The organism is Paraburkholderia dinghuensis, from assembly GCF_003837865.1.
Classification (GTDB): domain Bacteria; phylum Pseudomonadota; class Gammaproteobacteria; order Burkholderiales; family Burkholderiaceae; genus Paraburkholderia; species Paraburkholderia dinghuensis.
On record NZ_RQIS01000009.1, the window covers coordinates 195,675 to 213,914 of the forward strand.

General features: G+C 60.9%; 12 protein-coding genes. 7 read left to right on the top strand and 5 right to left on the bottom strand.

All coding sequences use genetic code 11. The annotated features are described in order from the left end of the window. Positions 1 to 4 precede the first annotated feature (4 nt). The 6 genes from D1Y85_RS14290 (at position 5) to D1Y85_RS14315 (ending at position 5,627) form a co-directional block, all read left to right on the top strand. Positions 5 to 1,975: a phospholipase D-like domain-containing protein gene (locus D1Y85_RS14290; protein WP_124151705.1), complete on the top strand. Its 1,971-nt coding sequence runs from the start codon at positions 5 to 7 to the stop codon at positions 1,973 to 1,975. 126 nt (positions 1,976 to 2,101) lie between these two features. Then, positions 2,102 to 3,637, top strand: coding sequence for a tetratricopeptide repeat protein (locus D1Y85_RS14295; protein ID WP_124151773.1), 1,536 nt, complete (start codon positions 2,102 to 2,104; stop codon positions 3,635 to 3,637). A 59-nt stretch (positions 3,638 to 3,696) separates the two neighbouring features. Further along, positions 3,697 to 3,960: a PAAR domain-containing protein gene (locus tag D1Y85_RS14300; RefSeq protein ID WP_124151706.1), complete on the top strand. Its 264-nt coding sequence runs from the start codon at positions 3,697 to 3,699 to the stop codon at positions 3,958 to 3,960. Between the two features lie 234 nt (positions 3,961 to 4,194). Continuing rightward, positions 4,195 to 4,605 (top strand): hypothetical protein, encoded by a 411-nt coding sequence (locus tag D1Y85_RS14305; RefSeq protein WP_124151707.1) that lies wholly within the window; start codon positions 4,195 to 4,197, stop codon positions 4,603 to 4,605. Positions 4,606 to 5,016: 411 nt separating this feature from the next. Next, positions 5,017 to 5,394 carry a hypothetical protein gene (locus D1Y85_RS14310; protein WP_124151708.1) on the top strand — a complete coding sequence of 126 codons (378 nt, stop codon included), beginning with the start codon at positions 5,017 to 5,019 and terminating at the stop codon, positions 5,392 to 5,394. Positions 5,395 to 5,405: 11 nt separating this feature from the next. Then, positions 5,406 to 5,627, top strand: a complete 222-nt coding sequence (locus D1Y85_RS14315) for a hypothetical protein (RefSeq protein ID WP_124151709.1) — start codon at positions 5,406 to 5,408, stop codon at positions 5,625 to 5,627. A 117-nt stretch (positions 5,628 to 5,744) separates the two neighbouring features. Here D1Y85_RS14315 and D1Y85_RS14320 read toward each other — a convergent pair whose 3' ends face one another. The 4 genes from D1Y85_RS14320 to D1Y85_RS14335 all read right to left on the bottom strand — a co-directional run bounded on the left by D1Y85_RS14320 (position 5,745) and on the right by D1Y85_RS14335 (position 13,561). Next, entirely contained in the window at positions 5,745 to 7,433 is a 1,689-nt protein-coding gene (locus D1Y85_RS14320; protein WP_124151710.1) for a hypothetical protein, read from the bottom strand. Between the two features lie 291 nt (positions 7,434 to 7,724). Beyond that, positions 7,725 to 9,176, bottom strand: coding sequence for an efflux transporter outer membrane subunit (locus tag D1Y85_RS14325; protein ID WP_124151711.1), 1,452 nt, complete (start codon positions 9,174 to 9,176; stop codon positions 7,725 to 7,727). Continuing rightward, positions 9,169 to 12,387, bottom strand: a complete 3,219-nt coding sequence (locus D1Y85_RS14330; RefSeq protein ID WP_124151712.1) for a multidrug efflux RND transporter permease subunit — start codon at positions 12,385 to 12,387, stop codon at positions 9,169 to 9,171. Before D1Y85_RS14330 ends, D1Y85_RS14325 begins: the two co-directional genes overlap by 8 nt. Positions 12,388 to 12,400: 13 nt before the next feature. Further along, complete coding sequence (locus tag D1Y85_RS14335) at positions 12,401 to 13,561, bottom strand: efflux RND transporter periplasmic adaptor subunit (RefSeq protein WP_124151713.1); 1,161 nt, start codon at positions 13,559 to 13,561, stop codon at positions 12,401 to 12,403. 1,084 nt (positions 13,562 to 14,645) lie between these two features. Between D1Y85_RS14335 and D1Y85_RS14340 the strand changes: the two genes are divergently transcribed. Next, a complete protein-coding gene (locus tag D1Y85_RS14340) occupies positions 14,646 to 15,305 on the top strand; it encodes a hypothetical protein (RefSeq protein ID WP_124151714.1) in 660 nt (219 codons plus the stop codon). Positions 15,306 to 15,531: 226 nt separating this feature from the next. Here the strand turns inward: D1Y85_RS14340 and D1Y85_RS14345 are convergent, their stop codons facing one another. After that, positions 15,532 to 18,054 carry an EAL domain-containing protein gene (locus D1Y85_RS14345; protein WP_124151715.1) on the bottom strand — a complete coding sequence of 841 codons (2,523 nt, stop codon included), beginning with the start codon at positions 18,052 to 18,054 and terminating at the stop codon, positions 15,532 to 15,534. Positions 18,055 to 18,240: the final 186 nt, after the last annotated feature.

Below are 18,240 nucleotides of genomic sequence, written 5' to 3' on the forward strand. Positions count from 1 at the left end.
GAACGTGGCCGACACCCTACAGTCCCAGAATCCGGCAACTGTCGCGATTGACGAACAGACCCGTACCGCGCAGGGGTCGGTTCAATGGCTACTGGAAAAACGCCAGGACATTGCGCCGATTACCTATGAGAACACGCTCGATTTCATGATCTGTGGCGAAGATGGATTCAGGTCGATCGCAAACGACCTGAAAAATGCGAAATCCACCGTGGAAATCATCTGCTGGGGGTTCGACCCAGGCATGGAACTCGTACGCGGCGGCGGCGACACGTGGCCGCGCGGGCAGACCTATGGGGCGTTGCTTGAAGAGATCACGACCCGCAAGGAAAACCCGGTTACAGTCAGGTTGATGATCTGGTACGCCGATACTGCCTCGGCCAAACAGAACAACGTACCCGGCTACTCCGACAATGGTCACAATCCATTCACCAAACCGGCGGCCTGGGTAGTGGGCACTTCGTCGTCTCCCTACGACAGCACGAAGCGCCAGGAATACTGCATCCAGTGGTGGAAAGACAATCTGCCGAAAGGCAATGTCAGCGGGAAAAATCCGCGTCTTCAGGTTGCATTTCGCTCCGTCGAAACCGCGGATGCCAAGCACGCACTGGCCGACGAGGAGGACAAGCCGGTCTACGTGGCGGGGAATCTGGCTGATGAAACCGGCCTGCTGCAGAACTATCCGACGCACCATCAGAAACCAATCCTTATCGATTACGCCTACGAGGGAGGCCGTTACGCGGTGGGTTATGTGATGGGGCTGAACTCAGTGACCGACTACTGGGATACCACCGCGCACAATATCGACGATCCGATACGGGAGGCGTTAGCCCAGGGCACGCTAAAAAACGAGCAGGCGCACGAGGAGGCGACGCAAGGGCAACCCGCGACGAAAGGCTACGTGCACGGCAGACCGTACCAGGACTACGCGTGCCGCGTGGTCGGTCCCGCGCTCAAGCGATTGCATCATAACTTCGTGAGCGACTGGAACATCTTCGCGCCAGACCATAAGGTCAACGAGCTGACGGACATACCGGCCAATATCCCGAAGGTACCCAAAAATCCGGCACACGGCGTTCAGATCGTTCGTACCCATCCGCGCGAGAAAGACAAGACGATCAAGGAACTGTACTATCAGGCGAGCAGTTTCGCCCGCAACTACATCTACATCGAGAACCAGTATTTTTTCTACCCCGCCTTCGCGCGTCACCTGAAAGACACGCGGCAAACATTCTGCGAGGCTTGGGCGGCAAAATCGGGCAAACCCGTTTCGCAAATGCCGATGCTGCACCTGTTCATCGTTATCCCTCATCCAGAGGACGATGGGATGATTCCGCGTACGTATGACATGCTCACCGAGCTTGGCTCGAGCGACGGAATGTCGGCGCAGCGAAAGTTCGTTGATGACGGCGATATCAGCCAGAACTATCCGGACGCAAAAACCATTACCGATACCGTTAAGACGGCAGAGGGCCAGTTCACCACTGAACGCAAGGTGCTGGACCGCCCCAGCGCGCAGCAGCTTGCCGCCACAACAGGAATGAAAGTAAGTGTTGCCCGGTTGCGCGCGAGCGGCCCGCACGGCGATGGCATGGCGTACCGCGAAATCTACATCCACTCCAAACTGATGATCATCGACGACGTGTTCCTCACGGTGGGCAGTGCGAACCTGAACCAGCGCAGCATGTCGTCAGACAGCGAAATCAATATCGGCGTGACCGGACTGGAATACGCGGGTTCGTTGCGCCAGAACGTTTTCAAGCTGCATTCCGGAGGCGATATCCCGGGAACTTGCGATCTAGCTGAATTGCCTCAAACATTTAATAACTGGACTGCCACTATGAAGAGCAACCTCGTTATACAAATGAAGGGCATTGAGAAAATGCAGGGGTTTCTATTGCCGTTCGAAGACCATCGCTCAACGACAACGATGCATGCGTCGATTGACGTTCCTTCGTCGACTGGCTCGCTAGCCTGAGGAAGATGAATCCCGATGACTCTTATCACCGTTGTGCTACGTTGCCTTGTAAGCACCGCGTGTCTACTGGTGACCGGCGTCGAGGCGTCGCCGATAACCTCCCTGCCGAATACACTGACCATTGCCATGTCTGATCTGCCGCGTTACGAAAAACTGCCTCTGTTCAACCCGCACCGCAAGACCTTCACCTGCGAGCACCAAGGCCAGCACGTACCACCGGTCGATCCGCAGGCTGAACTGTGGTTCCAGCAAGCGCTGGCGCTTGATGACCCGAACATTTATGTCGGGAAACGCGACTACCCGAAAATCTACCAGCTATACACACAGGCCGCCGAACGCAATCACTGGAAGGCGATGCTCAACCTCGCCTCGCTGATTCTGAGTGACAACGCGGGTGTGCCCGTACACGCTCGAGAGGTGGCCATCCGCTGGGTCGAGAAAGCCATGCAACTTGGGGTGCCTGATGCGTACGACATGATGGGCACCTACCATCAGACCGGAATGATCAAGGGAGGAGATGCCACCTCCGCCTACGCATTCTTTCAGCGTGCCGCCGACATGGGCAGTCCGTCGGCTCAGACGTTCCTCGGGTTCAAGATGAGTGGGAACTACGACAGTCCTGACGGGGAATTCTGGGGGAACGCCACAATCGGCATGGAAATGCTTCAGTGCGCGCTGTCACAAGGGTACGGCGACGCGGCCGACGATCTGGGCTACCTATACAAGGACACGACACCTGAGTCCAAACTTCGCGCGCTCAAAGTTTTTCACGAAGGGGTGAAACTGGGTAGTGCGAAATGTGCAAATTCACTGTCCAGCGAATTTAGCGGTCTTGGCTTGACCAGTGGTCGTAACATTGTTGGTCACATCGACGAGGCCCGTGCCGAGCGGTACAGCAAGCTTGGCGACGCGCTGGAATTTTATGGCGGCCGTCTGAAGCTACCCAATCTCGATAAGGTGCTGCCCCTGCCTCCAGCGCCGTTGCCCAAATGGGACGGAGATATACAGACGTTGATCGACGGCGCGAAGGCCGTAACGTCGCCGCCCAAAGCGCAGCAGGGCGCAGCGCTTCCAGGGCGTGAATTCATTCCGCACGGATATGCTGTGTCGTCGCTGGAACAAAGCACGATGGCGGTTGCGGGCAACCAGATCGTGCCGCGCGACGGCTACTGGCTTGCGCTCTACGGTGCAGCATCGACCCCAAAAAACCAGCAGATTCCCGCCCGCCGGAATACCCCCGAGCGCTATCAGGCCGGTGAGCGCTTCGACGCCTCGTCATTTGCCTGGCTCACGGTCGACCAGGTGCAATGGCATTACCTTGGCGAAGCCTATGCGCTGCCCCCGCAGCGTGACGATTTCCTGAAGCACATGATCGATGCCGGCTTCCTGCGCGAAGTCCCTGAACCCGCTTCGCCAGTCCGGTGTAACGGTGCTCAGCGATGCCCGCAAACCGGGATATGGGAGGGTCGCGTGGCCGACGATCATCCGATGGCCGCGCTGTACAACCGGTGGGACCGGCAGGCCTTCGTCGAGAAGGATCACGCGTTTCCGCAGCCCGCGGCGCAGTTCATCGACGTCGCCGCCCATGACCTGCAATGGACATACCTGGGTAGCCCGAACGCGGAAACTGGCATGTCCGGCATACGCGAGATCGGCTTGTAGACAGTCTGAATGGAACGGCATTGCGTCATGATCCGGGTATTTTTTAGTGGAGTGAACAGATGGCTCGTCAGGTCATTGTTGTAAGCGATACGCTGGCCCCGCACGGCGGCACCGTCACGACCGGTTCGAACGCCGATATCGTGGACGGCAAGCCGGTGGCCCGCAAGGGCGACACGGTTGAATGCAAGGAACACGGAACACAGACCATCGCGGAAGGTGACGGGAACAGCATGTTCGGCGGCGCCCCGGTCGCCCTGCACGGACATCGTGCAACGTGCGGCTGCACGCTGGTCAGTCGCCGTGCGACGGTGACCATGCCTTGACCTCATGCGCGGCTTGCCATTGAGAAACGTCCGCAGCGCAGGGCATGAACCAGAAATCCGATGTGACGCATGATGAAGGGCGATGAATCTCTACAGCTGATTCGCAGCAAGCTCGCGAACGCCGGACTGTTACTGCTTGGCACGAAACTTCCGGGTGCAGATCGCGCAGCGAGCCGCTGCGACGTGAAGCGCTTTTTGGGTATTCGATAACGCAAGGGAAAACGGATCAAAACAGTGAAGATGCTTGAAGACGGTAACTTCTCTGGTTGGATGCGCGTCACTCCACTGTTCGCCGGCATCGCCATTTGGGTAGGCGGACTGGCGTCAGAGGATTTGCCACGCTTGGTTCGGATCGTCGCATCTTTTGCAGGATTCCCACTGATGGATTTGGGTGGATTATCTAGTCGTGCGCGTACGCTGAATATCAAGTCCTTCGATAGCAGCTACAAGAAGGCCCGAAAGAGTTTCGAAGACCACCAGGAAAAGCCGTGTCGGCGGGCACGTTTCTCCTCAAAGCTGACGCGGCATTATCTCGACGATCGCCAATCGACGAATCGAGAGTGTAGTGGTCTAATGAATCCGGACACGGATTCAGGCGAGAATGCTCGCCATGAAGAGGTGTCTGATATTTGCGGATATTTATAAACATGGCGGCGCATTTATAAGCGCATTGCATCGATACCGTTCATGCCCTGATTGTTACCTGGTTGTTGCCTGAATCAACGGCATTCTCGCGCCATACGCGGGGAGACGGGCTTGGAAAATACGAAAAACGCAGTAGACTCGAATCGTCGGCAGACGCGGCGAAGCCAATGCAGCATCCCTGTTTGAACCTGAAAATCACCTCAGTCATTCCGCTTAATCCATCAAGGGATTTTCGTCGCCGAGGGCGCTATCTGGCCGCCAATAATCTGGCCGATGAGCTACGCCGATCCGGCGAACCGGGAGGCAAATTCCACCAGTCGCACAGTTCACTTTTCCCCACGGCTCAATCGAAGCCGCCGGATGCAGCCGGCGGCAGGCAGTTGAAGAACACGACTTTCCACGGAGTATGCGATGGCAATCAAACCACAATGGCGAACGCTCCTGTCCATGACTTTCCTGTCGCTGGCGATGGCGGGCAATGTCGCGCGCGCGGAAGGTATTCCACTTGTCACAGGCCAGCAGTGGATGGCGTCGTCGGATGCGGAGAAGAAAGCGTATCTCGTCGGCATTGCCAATCTGATCGACGTCGAGCGTGCCTATGCCGGCCCAACGGCCAACAGCAACGATGTCGCGCAGCGTTTCGGTAAAGGCATGCAGGGTCAAACGCTCGACAGCGTGCGTCAGGGACTGGATAGCTATTACGCAGCTAATCCCACGATGGTTCAGCATCCGGTGATTGAGACTCTCTGGTTTCAGATGGTCGTACCCGGTCTGAAACAGAACCCTTGAGGAAAACGATCATGAAGCGACTTGGATGGATCATCTGCAATGGCGCTCTCGTTGCCGTGATCGGCTGCACGAATATGACACCACAGCAGCAGGGAGTGGTGAGCGGCGCGGGACTAGGCGCGGCAGGCGGTGCGGGCATCGCGGCAATCGCAGGCGGCAATGCGTGGACGGGTGCGATCATCGGCGGTACGGCGGGCGCCGTGGCCGGCAGTATGCGTGCCGGTCATTGGTAAGCACGTTGGCGAATGTGTGAGGCTGGGCTGATCGCCGCGACCGATGTGGGCGGCGTGGTTTTAGCGCGCTGAGCGCTCGCGCTCTCGCGCAAGCGCTCGTTCAGTCACCCGGCCGGATCAGAAGCGTCCATTGAGATCGGTGCCCGGCGCGAAGGAAACGCCTCTAAGCACTTCCGCATAACCCGCGCTGCGTAGCGTGACGAATTTTTCCTGCGATGCGTCGGCGGCCGTTGCGTTCTTGACGATATCGCGAATCGCAACGAGCTTGTTCGGGTCCGCGCCGACATCGCCGTTGCCGCTGACCGTCGACGTGATCGCCCAGATCGTCGCCGTGCCGTCGTCGTCGACGCGGCCAGTCAGGTTGCGCAGGCCATCGGTGGCGGGCGCCCACGGCAGCCCCGTTGCCGCATTGGCGCCTGACGGATAGCCCTTGACGGTGTATTGCGTGCCGAGGTCCATTCCGGCCTGCAACGTATAGGCGAGCGTCCAGGTTTTCGTGCCCGCGTTGTAGATCCACTTCTGCAGTCCGGCGTGCGGTTGCGCAGCGGCGTGCGTATAAAGGTCGGCGCCGCCCGTGTAGCCGTCACCTTCATCGGCTACGTACAACGTATTCGCGTCGGCAAACCAGAGTCCGAACGGATACGAGAGCGTGGTCGCCGACTTGTTCGGCGTAGTCGGGAAACCAGCCAGGATGCACATGTTATCCGGAAGGCCACTGGTCTGAAGCGTCGCCGGATTGTACGCAAGCGGGGCGGTCGGCAACGTTGCGTGCGCGGACGGCACGCCGACACCGTTCGGACACGCAGTGCCGGTCGTATCGACGAAGTACACGGTATTGACGCCGTTGCTACCGCTTCCCTTCGTGAAGTACAGCACGTTGTTAAAGACGGTCATGCCGCGGAAATTGTCGTCCTTGCCGATTTTGTCGGCTTTCGCGCCCAGTTCCGTGACGGAGAAACTCGCCACCGGCGCAGGCGTGCCCGGATTTTGCTGCGGTTCATGCAGTTTCGAGGCATCGACGATTTGCGCGCCCGCACCGAGAATCACGCCATCGGGCTGCGGGTTCGATCCATTGCCAGCGTTACCCGCGGTATAGATGATGTCCTGGCCGTTACTGTCGTTGAGAATCGCAGCGCGGCCGTTATTGCCGCTATACGCATTGGTTTCCGTAAAGCGGAAGTGTCCGTTGCGATCGACGCGGGCGATTGCGCGATAGAAATTCTGGCCGACCGGATTGGTTGGATCGGTAACGCCTGGCGTGTTGGAGTTGGAGACGTCGAGCGTATTGACGGGTGCGACGTAGCCCATGAAGGTCAGATATTGGCCATCGGTCGACAGATGCAGCGCAAGCTCCGATTTCGAACTGAAACTCGTCACCAGTTGATCGTGAGAAAAGCCATGCTGCAAGCTGTTCGGCACTTCGAGCGTTCCAGTGACTGCACCGCCCGGCGTCATCTGGTCGAGAAAGATTCGCGACGTGATGCCGAAGCTGGCATCGTAGCCATCGTTATTCCAGACGTACGGATAGCGGCCATCGGACGGCGCTCCCGTCGATGCGCTGCAACCGCCTTGCGTGTTGGCGCAGTTGGGCGGCAGGATCGTGCCGACCTGCACATTGCTCGGGAGGCTGTCATATACGCTGCGGCTGACAACCAGCAGGCCCGGCTGAAAATGGGTGTCGTCGCCATGATCGGACGGCTGCGCCTGTGCCGCCGTACTCGCGGCGATGAGCGTGACCGGGATGAGGGAAATGCTTGCTGCAGAGATCAGATTGCGGACCAGCGGGCGAAGATTTTCTGTTTTCATTTGCGTCTCCGTAGGGGGATCTGACAAAACCTGATTTGGCGGAATGGCGGAGCAAAGCCGTCCGAATCTACCGGCGCTTGATGAACAATCCATGGCGCGCCGCTTTCTACAGGCTGTCAATCTGTACGCGAAGACACATTCGAAAGCTTCGTAAATATCTTCTTTCATTAACTCGATCCAGCGTGGATATGCAGTCCGGAGAAAACCGTGGCGATCGTGCTTGCATGCTTTACCGCGCAACGAAACTGAACACCTGACTGTCCACGCGCGAGGTCCCCTCAGTCGCACCGCTCAATTCCCCGAATCGGCTGGCTTTCCGTGATCGCCGACGGTCGCGTCCCGCCCACCACCCAATGCGATGTAAAGCGACACGCCATTCTGCAGCGCAGTTGCGCGAAGCACGATCAACTGCTGCTCGGCGGCGAACAGGTTGCGTTGCGCATCCACGACCTCTAGGTAGATCGAGATGCCGTTCAGGTATCGAAGCTCGGCCGTCTCGGCAAGCCGCTTCTGTGCAACGACTGCCTCTTCCTGCGCCGCGATCTGCTCCTTGTAGCGTTGTCGTCCGATCAGCGCATCGGATACTTCGCTGAACGCGGTCTGCACCGTCCGCTGATAGTTCGCGACGAGTTCATCACGTTGCGCCTGCGCGAAGCCGAGTTGCGCGCGACGTTGTCCCGCGTCGAAGATGGGCAGGCTGATCGCCCCAGCCAGCGTCCACATCTGTTTCGCCGGCACGAACAGGTCGCTCAACTCGGACGACACGTAGCCGTAGTTGGCGGTCAACGCAATGCGCGGGAAAAAGTCCGCGCGGGCGGCGCCGATGTTGGCGTCGGCGGCACGCAGCTGTTGTTCGGCATGCTGAATGTCTGGGCGGTTCGTGAGCAGTGACGACGGCAATCCCGCATCGAGTTCGCCGAACTGGCCCGGATCTTCAATCGAGCGCCCTTCAGGCAGCGGTCCTTCGAGCGGGCCACCGACAAGAATCGTCAGCTGATTGCGCTGCTCTCCGGTGGTCCGGCGCAGATCCGCGAGCTGCGTTTCGGCCTGCGTGACGAGAATGGCGGCCTGCTCGTAGTCGACCTTTGAAGTCACGCCGGCATCAAGGCGAAGCTTCGCGACTTCAAGTGCGTACTCACGGCTCGTCACGGTACGCTCGGCCAGCGCGATTCCTTCTTCGCCAGCACGTATCGCGTAGTAAGTGGCAGCGACGTTGCTGATCAACGACAGGCGGAACGCGTGCTGCGCTTCCACGGTCGCGAGGTAGCTGCGCCGGGCCGATTCCGCCAGGTTGGCGACGCGCCCCCAGAAATCCAGCTCGAACGATGTGACGGCGACCTGTACGTTGTACTGGTTGAATTGCAGCGACGTGTTGCTGTCGGCAAATTCCGGATCGACCGCGCCGAGTGGTGTGCGGGTTCGCGTAGCGCTTGCGCCCGCGTTGACCTGTGGCAGGCGCTGCGCGTTCTGGATCCGGTAGAGCGCACGCGCCTGCTCGATGCGCGCGACGGAAGCGGCGAGGTCGCGGTTGCGCTCGAGCGCCTCGGCGATCAGGTACTTGAGCTGCGGATCGCCGAAAAAATCCTCCCAACCGATTTCCGTGGCTAGGCGGTCGCCGCCGGGCCGGATGACGTCGGGTCCTTCGAAGGTGCCGGCCACCGGCAAGTCCGGCTGACGCCAGGGCGGGGCGAGGCTGCACGCGCAGAGAGCACAGCAGACGCCGAAGGCGAGCGCATTACGCATCGTCGGGGCCTCCGCTTTGCCGCGGCGGTTTCGCTTGCAGCGATGGCCGGTTTTCCTGATCGTCCTCTTCGCTGACGCGCTTCTTGCGGCTCAACCACTTGCGCGCGGCCACGTAGAACAGCGGCGTGAAGTAGATGCCGAAGATCGTCGCCGTGAGCATGCTGCCCATGACGCCGGTGCCCACCGCGCGCCGGCTCGCGGCACCCGCGCCCGTCGCGAGGACGAGCGGCGTCATGCCGAGCACGAACGTCACGCTCGTCATCAGGATGGGGCGCAGGCGTTGCTGTGCGCCGTTAATCGCGGCGGTGATCGGGTCAGCGCCGGCGGCCTCTTCCTTGATCGCAAATTCGACGATCAGGATCGCGTTCTTTGCCGCGAGCCCGATGATGGTCACGAGGCCGATGTTGAAGTAGACGTCGGCGGAGAGTCCGCGCGCCATCGTGAACAGCACCGCTCCAGCCACGCCGAACGGGATGATGAGCAGCACCGCCACCGGAATGGCCCAGCTTTCGTAGAGCGCGGCGAGCAGCAGGAAGACGACGACCAGTGACAGTCCGAGGAGTGCGCCGATCTGTCCGGCCGCCTGTTGCTCCTCGAACGCGGTGCCGGTCCATTCGTGGCTCAGGTTGCCGCTCAGCACGCGGTCGGCGATGCGCTCCATCTCGGCGATGGCGGCGCCGCTCGACCGGCCGGCCGCGGCCTGACCCGAGACGGTGGCCGACGGGAAGCCGTTGTACCGCTCGAGCTGCTGCGGGCCCGAAATCCAGCGCACGGTCGTGAAGGCGGAGAACGGCACCATCTCGTTGCGGTTGTTGCGCAGTCTCAGCGCACTGACGTCATCGGCTCGCATGCGCTGTGCCGCGTCGGCCTGAACGAACACGCGCAGCACGTTGCCTTCGAAAACGAAGTCGTTGACATAGCTCGATCCAAAAGCGAGCGAAAGTGCCTGGTTTACCTGACCGATCTGCAGGCCGAGCGCACGCGCCTTCACGCGGTCGATCTCGACATATAACTGCGGCGCCGGCGGCAGCCCCTCGCTACGCACGCCGGTCAGCACGTTGCTTTGTGCGGCTTCCACCATGATTCGCTGCGTGGCCTGCTGCAGTGCTGCACCGCCTGTTCCGCTGCGGTCCTGGATCTTCATCGTGAAGCCGGTGGCATTGCCGAGCGATGGGATCGCCGGAGGATCGAGCGCGAAAATCAGCGCCTGCGGGATTTGCCAGAAGGCCCCATTGGCGCGTCGGACCAGCGCGCTAGCCGAATTCGCTTCACCTGGCCGCTCGTTCCAGGGCTTCAGATCCACGAACGAAAGCGCGGCCGACTGTCCCTGGCCGAAGAAGCTGAACCCGGTCACCGATGCGATATTGCGCACCTGCGGCTGTTGGCGCAGGAATGCCTCGGCCTGATCTACGGCCTGCTGCGTGCGTGCCACGGTGGACCCGGGCGGGCCCGTGTACGAAACGAAGATGTATCCCTGGTCCTCGGTGGGCAGGAACCCGCCCGGCAACTGCACGAACAGGAAGCCGATAGCCACGCACGCCACCACGAAGACGAGCAGCCAGCGCACGGGTGCGCGCAACATCGCTTCGACGCCGCGGACGTACTTCGCGGTTCCGGCTTCCATGCCCCGGTTGAACCAGCCGAATATCCAGTCCAGTACTTTCGCCGGACCGCGCCGGGCGGGCTGCGCCGCGTCGGGTCCGGGTGTGGCTTCGGCGTCGAGCAGCGTCGCGCACAACGCGGCGCCGAGTGTGAGCGCGAGCACCGTCGAGAGAAAGACGGAGACGGTCAGCGTGACGGAGAACTGCCGGTAGATGCCGCCGGTCGAGCCGGGAAAGAACGCCATCGGAATGAACACCGCGACGAGCACGAGCGTGCTCGCAATGACCGCGCCCGAGATTTGACCGATCGCCTTGACCGTCGCCTGGCGCGCGTTGAGACCTTCCTCGCGCCGGATGCGCTCGACGTTCTCGACGACCACGATCGCGTCGTCGTTCAGAATGCCGATCGCCACGACCATGCCGAACAGCGAAAGGATATTGATGGAAAGGCCGAACAGCAAAAGCCCGACGCAGGTGCCGATCAGTGCGACCGGGACGACGAGCGTGGGAATCAGCGTGGCGCGCCAGGTCTGGAGGAACAGGAACACCACGACGGTCACGAGCAGCAGCGCCTCGACCATCGTGCGCAATACGCCCTGGACCGACGTGGTGATGAAGGGTGTCGTGTCGAACGGAACGGTCCACACCACACCGCGCGGGAAGATGGGCTGCAGCTCCGTCATGCGTTTGCGCACGCTGTTCGCCACCGCAAGGGCGTTGGCGCCGCTCGCGAGCTGAATGACCATTCCTGCGGATTCCTTACCGTTTACCATCAGCCTGAAGCCGTAGCTCTCGTTGCCGAGTTCTACACGGGCGACGTCGCCGAGGCGCACGGTGGATCCGTCCGGGTTTGCGTGCACGATGATCTGGCGGAACTGCTCGGGCGTCGAGAAGCGGCTTTGCGTAATGATCTGCGCGTTGAATTCGGAGCCGGTCGCAATTGGCTGGTCGCCGAGGCCGCCGCCAGCGGTCTGGCTGTTCTGCTCCTGCACGGCGGCGACCACTTCGCTCGCCGATAGTCCGAAGCCACTGAGCTTGCGCTGGTCGAGCCAGATCCGCATCGCGTACGACGAGCCGAATAACTGGACGTCGCCGACTCCGTCGATGCGACGCAGTTCGTTGGCAATGTTGGTCGAGGCGAAGTTGCCCATTTCCAGCGCACTCGTCGCACCGTCCGTGGACTGCAATGCGATCATCATCAGGAATCCAGATGATGCCTTGGTGACCGTGACCCCCAGTTGGCGAACCTCCTGCGGCAGGCGCGGTTCAATGCGGCTCAGGCGATCCTGAACCTGCGTGCGTGCGACGTCGAGATTCGTTCCCGGTCTGAGCGTCACGGTGATCTGGGCCGTGCCGTTCGCGCGGCTGATCGACGACATGTACAGGAAGTTGTCGATCCCGTTCATCTCGTTCTCGATGATCGAGGTGACGGTCCTGTCGAGCGTGGTGGCGTCGGCGCCGTTGAAGCTGGCCGAAATCGTAAGCGAGGGCGGCGCGACGTCCGGATACTGCTCGACCGGCAGCAGCGCGATCGCGATCATGCCGAACAACAGGATGAACAAGGCAATGACCCACGCGAAGACCGGTCGGTAGGCGAAGAAGCGGTTCATGGACGCCGGCTGGTCAATGCCCGGCGACGGGCGCGGGCTGGGCGTTGACGCGTTGCCCCGGCTGGACGCGGCTCCAGCCGTCGACGATGACTCGCTCACCGGACTTCAGGCCATCGCGCACGACCCACAGGCCGCCTTCCTGATCGCCAAGCTGGACGTCGCGACGAACGACCGTGTTGTCTTCGGCGACGATTGCGACGCTGGCCGTTCCGCGATCGATCTGCACGGCCCGTTCGGGCACGAGAATGCCGTTCGGGATCGTCCCTGTGACGATTTCTCCGCGCACGAACTGACCCGGCAACAGCACGCGCGATGGATTCGCGAAATGGGCGCGTACGGTCTGCGCACCCGTGGAGGGATCGACGACAAGATCGGTGAAGTCGAGGAAGCCGGCCTCGCCATACGCCTGGCCGTTCGAGAGTATCAGGTGGACCTCGACATGTTTCGCGTTCGGCACCTTTAGCGCGCCGGACTCGACCTGCTGCCGGAGATCGAGCAGTGACGTGTTCGACTGCGTGAATACCGCGTTGACCGGAGACAGCTGATTCACCTGCGTGAGCAGCGTCGCCGCGCTTGCGCTGACGAGTGCGCCCTCCGTGACCAGCGCGCGTCCGACGCGGCCGGCAATCGGCGTGCGGACCGTGCAGCGGTCGAGTCTCAACTGGGCGAGCGTGACGGCAGCGGCGGCATCGGACACGTTTGCGCGCGACTGCTGGACCGTGGCGAGTGCCGCCTCGTATTCCTGCGCGCTGACCGCCTGGCGGGCAACCAGCGGCCCGAAACGCGCGGCCACCGACGCTGCATTCTCCTCGACGGCCTGAGCGCGTTTCAATGCGGCCTGCGCCTGCTGCAACTGGGCTTGATAGTCGCGCGAATCGATCAGGAACAAGGGTGCGTTGGCGGGTACGTCGGTGCCTTCTTCATAGAGCCGGCGCTCGACGATGCCGTCGACGCGCGCACGTATTTCCGCCGTGCGAATGGCTTCGATCCGGCCGGGGAGTTCGACGATCTTCGGAATCGACTCGGTATTGACCGTGGTGACGAGAACGGGGAGAGGCGGCGCGCTCGCCGCCGGCGTCTGCTGCCGTTCGCGGCAGGCAAAGCACGCCAGCGACAATGCCAGTGCGGCAATCGACGCGAGACGGTGGCGCTGTATGGTTGCACGGAGATGCAATCGAGCTTCCCCTATAACGCGTTCTTTTCGCCCCTCGAACCGGGTGCGGTTGCAGGAGAGAGATCCGCGACTTCGCCCGTTCGTAGCGGTGTGGCGCGGGTGGTCTATCGATGCAGCGTCAGGTCCAGGAAAAGTTACCACATCCTCAATTCAGTCGCGGCGAGTACGCCCGATGCACGAAGAGTGGGCACGTGCGACGCGAACGGAATCGCCGCTCGCTTACCGGATTCGTTGTTTCGTCAGACGAACGAGCGTGTGTGATGGCGATTCCGAACGACGATTCGATCCGGCATTCGATATTTTGTTTGAAAACATTTCGTCTTTGCGGAGGAACTCGTGATCTGTGTAATCGCGGCGGCATTGAGGCGGCAGATGGTGATTGAAGTAGCTCTCGAATGCGGCGTTTGACACGGCCCTATAACACTACGCGACATCCTGAATCCAAAACGGTTTTGGATGGGGCGCAAAGCGGCTACCGTCGCAAGCAGCGCAATCAATGCTGTAGAAATTGCAATACAAAGCCGCCTGCTTGCCGCTTTCGTTCCCGCTTGCCGGTAGTCTTTTCCAGATCCACCGTCATGGCATATCGGCGGATTGATCTTCACGCCACGGTAGTCCATATTCGAGTGGACGCTTTCGTGAACCTCCCATTGATCCGCCATATCCGGCACGGGTTTTGCAATTCCCCATCACCTGCTGTGACGCGCACTCTGGCGGCGCAGTCTGTTAGTTCAATCCAAATCGTAGCGTCCCTATGCTCAACGAACCTGGCCAATTCGACACGCGTCCGCGCCAGTGTCCCGCTTGCGGGACCTGGGTCAACGGACCGATGAAATTTTGCCCCGAATGCGGTGCGAACCAGCTGACCGCGGCTTCTCGCGCAGCAGATGCGAGGGAAACGGCGGCGCATCACTTGCGGCCGCAGCTCTTTGCGGTTGCAACTGTGGCCGTGTTTGCGATTGCGTTCTCCGCTTACGGGATCTTGCATCGAAGTGAACGGGAACAGACGCCGGGCGTTCAGGTTCATGGACCGGTGCTCGCGCCGCAGATTACGAATGCGAGTGTCGCTTCGCACGATGGGTCTGTGGCGCCGGCAATCAGCGTGCCCGTTGCGCCTGAAGTGCCAGCGACGCTGGCCTCGTCGGCCGCGCGCGAAGCGACTGTCGCGGCCGCTGCACCAGCAGCACTCGCAACACAGACCGTGGTCGTGGATCCACCGCCGAAGCAACCAGTGACACAGACGGTGGTCGTGGATGCACCGCCGAAGCAACCGGAGCTGGGGGTGTCCGGTGCTACACCCATCAATACCGTTCAGCGAAACACGGCTTCGCAGCGACGGGTCGCCGACGAACGCCCTATCGCCCGCAGAGCCGATGTGAGCGTGCGCGCCGATGTCGCGAGAAATCTGGCGAGCGCGCGCGCAAGCCTCGACAAGGACGATCTGATGCCGGCACGCCGGGCACTCATGAACGTGCTTGCCGAGCAGCCCGGCAACGGCCAGGCGCAGCAGATGCAGACTGAACTGGCTTCGCGAGAAGCGGAGCGTGATTCCCTGCTTGGCTACGCACGGCTATGCGCGCGCAATGGACAGTGGGTTTGCGCATGGCACAACGCAGGCCACGCATTGACTATCGACGCATCGAGTCAGGAAGCGCGGGCGTTGCTCTCGCGTGCCATCGCCGAGCAGGGCGCGCACGCCTCGCGGAGCTTTGATCCGTCCTTGCCCGGGGCCGATAACCAGTAGTGCTTTTTCGCTGCGATGGCGCACCGCGTACGCAGAAAACGCGCTACCGCCTCACTTCGTCAAAACACGGTACCGAGCGTCGTGTTGCTTTCACGACGTTCACCTGATGATAAGGCGCCCCTATATCGGGGCGCCTCAAGGTGCGTTGCCGATCGGCAATTCAAATACGTCACGGGCGTGACGAGCCTTGACCGGTCATTCACGCAACCGGATTCCGGTGTGTGCTCTAGTGGTCTGCCTGCGCGACGATCGCGTCACAGGGGTACGGCAAAAGCTCGGTCATCTCTTCCGCAGAAGCGGGCGTGGCTAGAAGATTTCCTTGCCCCTGATGGCAACCCGCTTCCTGAAGGAACGCGAGTTGATCCGCCGTCTCCACGCCTATCATCACAACGCATAACTCCAGCGCGCGTCCCATCGCCACGATCGCGCGAATGATCGCGCGATCCGGACTTTGCGGGTTGGCGCCGCTCAGAAACAAGCGGTCTATTTTCAGTGTATGGACCGGCAGATCCTTTAGGTACGCGAGCGACGAGTAGCCCGTGCCGAAGTCGTCTATCGTGACGCTGACCCCGCGTGCCGCAAGCTCCCGAAGTAACGCGCGAATTTCATCGCGGCTGTTCATTGTCATGCCTTCGAGGATCTCGAGCTGCAATCGATCGGCGGGCAATGCGGTTTCGCTCAGAATCGTGGTCAAGCCGGTGAGGAACCCTTCGGTGTTGCACAGCCGCGCCGACACGTTGACCGAGATGCGGCCAAATTCCAGACCGGCGTCGAGCCAGTCTCGCGCTTGACGGCACGCCTCGCGCAAGACCCAACGGCTGAGCGGCACGATCAGCGCGGACTGCTCGACGACGGACATAAATGCGTCCGGCGAGAGAAGCCCTCGCTGCGGGTGACGCCAGCGAAGCAGCGCTTCGACTCCGACGATTCGTCCGCTCGAAAGGTCATACCGCGGCTGATAAAACAGGCAGTATTCGTTTTGTTCGAGCGCGCGGTGCACTTCGCCGAGCAGATCGAGCTGCGCCATGGCCGACGATGTCATTTTGCTCTCGAAGAAGTGGAACGCGTTGCGTCCATGACTCTTCGCGCCGTACATCGCCTGATCGGCGAGCGCCATCAGTTGCCCGGCCTCTGTTCCGTCATCGGGATAGACGCTGATGCCGATGCTTGGCGTCGTGAAGATATCGTGACCATCGAGATTGATGGGTTGTCCAACCGAGTTGAGTAGCGCTTTCGCGAGACGGCCTACGTCACGGACGTCGCTGAATTCCTCCACCACGAACGCGAATTCGTCACCACCGAGCCGTGCGACGGTATCGCTGTCGCGCAAGTTTTCCCGCAGCCGCGCAGCCACGACCTTTAATACCTCGTCGCCGGCGTTGTGCCCGAGCGTATCGTTGATGAGCTTGAACCGGTCAAGATCGAGATACATGACCGCGACCTGGCGTTTGCGCTGGCTGGCGTGGACGATGGCTCGTTCAAGCCTTTCCTCGAACAGCGCCCGATTCGCCAGCCCGGTCAGCACGTCATGCGTTGCGAGGTAGCGTAGCCGCTCTTCGTTTTGACGTCGCTGCGTGATGTCCGAGAAGATACCCGCGTAGTGCGAGATTTTGCCTTCGACATCGTGAATGCTCGTGATGGTCAGGTACTCGAGATAAAGCTCGCCGCTTTTGCGGCGGTTCCATATCTCGCCTTGCCAGTGCCCGTCGGTCACGAGCGAACGCCACATTTCCTTGTAGAACTCTGGGCCTTGATGGCCCGAGTTGAGCAGGCCCGGACTGCGCCCGATCACCTCCTCCTCCGCATAGCCGGTGAGGCGCGTAAATGCCTGATTGACGCGCTCGATCTTCCCGCTGCGATCGGTCACCATGATGCCTTCGAGCGCGGAGTCGAACACGAGATCCGCCATGCGCAGGCTGAATCGCGCACGTGCGAGCGCTTCGTCGCGCTCGATCAGCGCACTCTGCAACTCGCTAACATATTCCTCTTCGATGTTCTGCAGGATGTCCGCAAAACTCAGCAACCCGGTGAGGTTGCCTTCGCGGTCGCGCACGCCGAGGTGCCGGATATGTTCCTGCAACATGAAACGCTGGGCGGCATAGAGGCTCTGCGTTCCTGCAAGCGCCTGGAGGGGGCGGCTCGCATGCTCGCCGACCGTGCCGCCAAGCGAATCGTTCGCGATCAACCACACCACGTCGCGCTCGGTCAGGATGCCGAGGTCGCCGTCCGCATATTCCACGATGATTGCGTCGATCTTCTGTCTGCGCATCCCCGCTATCGCATCATGCAGGGTGAGATGCTCCGGCACGACGACGGGCGGGTTCAGGTGGATCGAGGCCAGTGACTTCAGGCGCAGAAAGAACTCCGCGCCCTGATTGACAACGACGTCTGTCTGGGTGATGACGCCAATGCACGCACCGTCGCTGACGACGCCAAAGTGCCGCACGCCCGATTGCTTGAAGCGTACCGCCGCTTCGCCGAGCGAGGTTTGAGCATCCAGCGTCAACAGTGGCGCGCTCATGGCAGTGCTGATCGGGAGATCGAGCACGCGGGGATCCTCGCCCGCGAAAAGCGCGTCCTTTTCCGTCCAGATGCCGACGGCTGTAACGTCATCCATTACGACGATCGAACTGCAGCTTTCGAAAAGAATGCGCCGGACGACATCACGTACCGACGTGTCTGGCGCGCACGCGACGATCGGACGTGTAATCAGATTCGATATGGGAACGTGGTAGCTGCTTGTATACATTCGTTCGCGGACCCCAAGCGGTGAAACCCGACATTTTTTTCAGCGACAACGTTACTCGCCGGTTTTTTAATCCCAGATCGGCTTAGCGGTCAGCGCGGACTTTAAATTGAGAGCCAAATTGTCGCACCGCGCGAGAATCCTGATTCGTCGCAATTGCATGAGGAATTCAATTCTTGCGATCGGGCA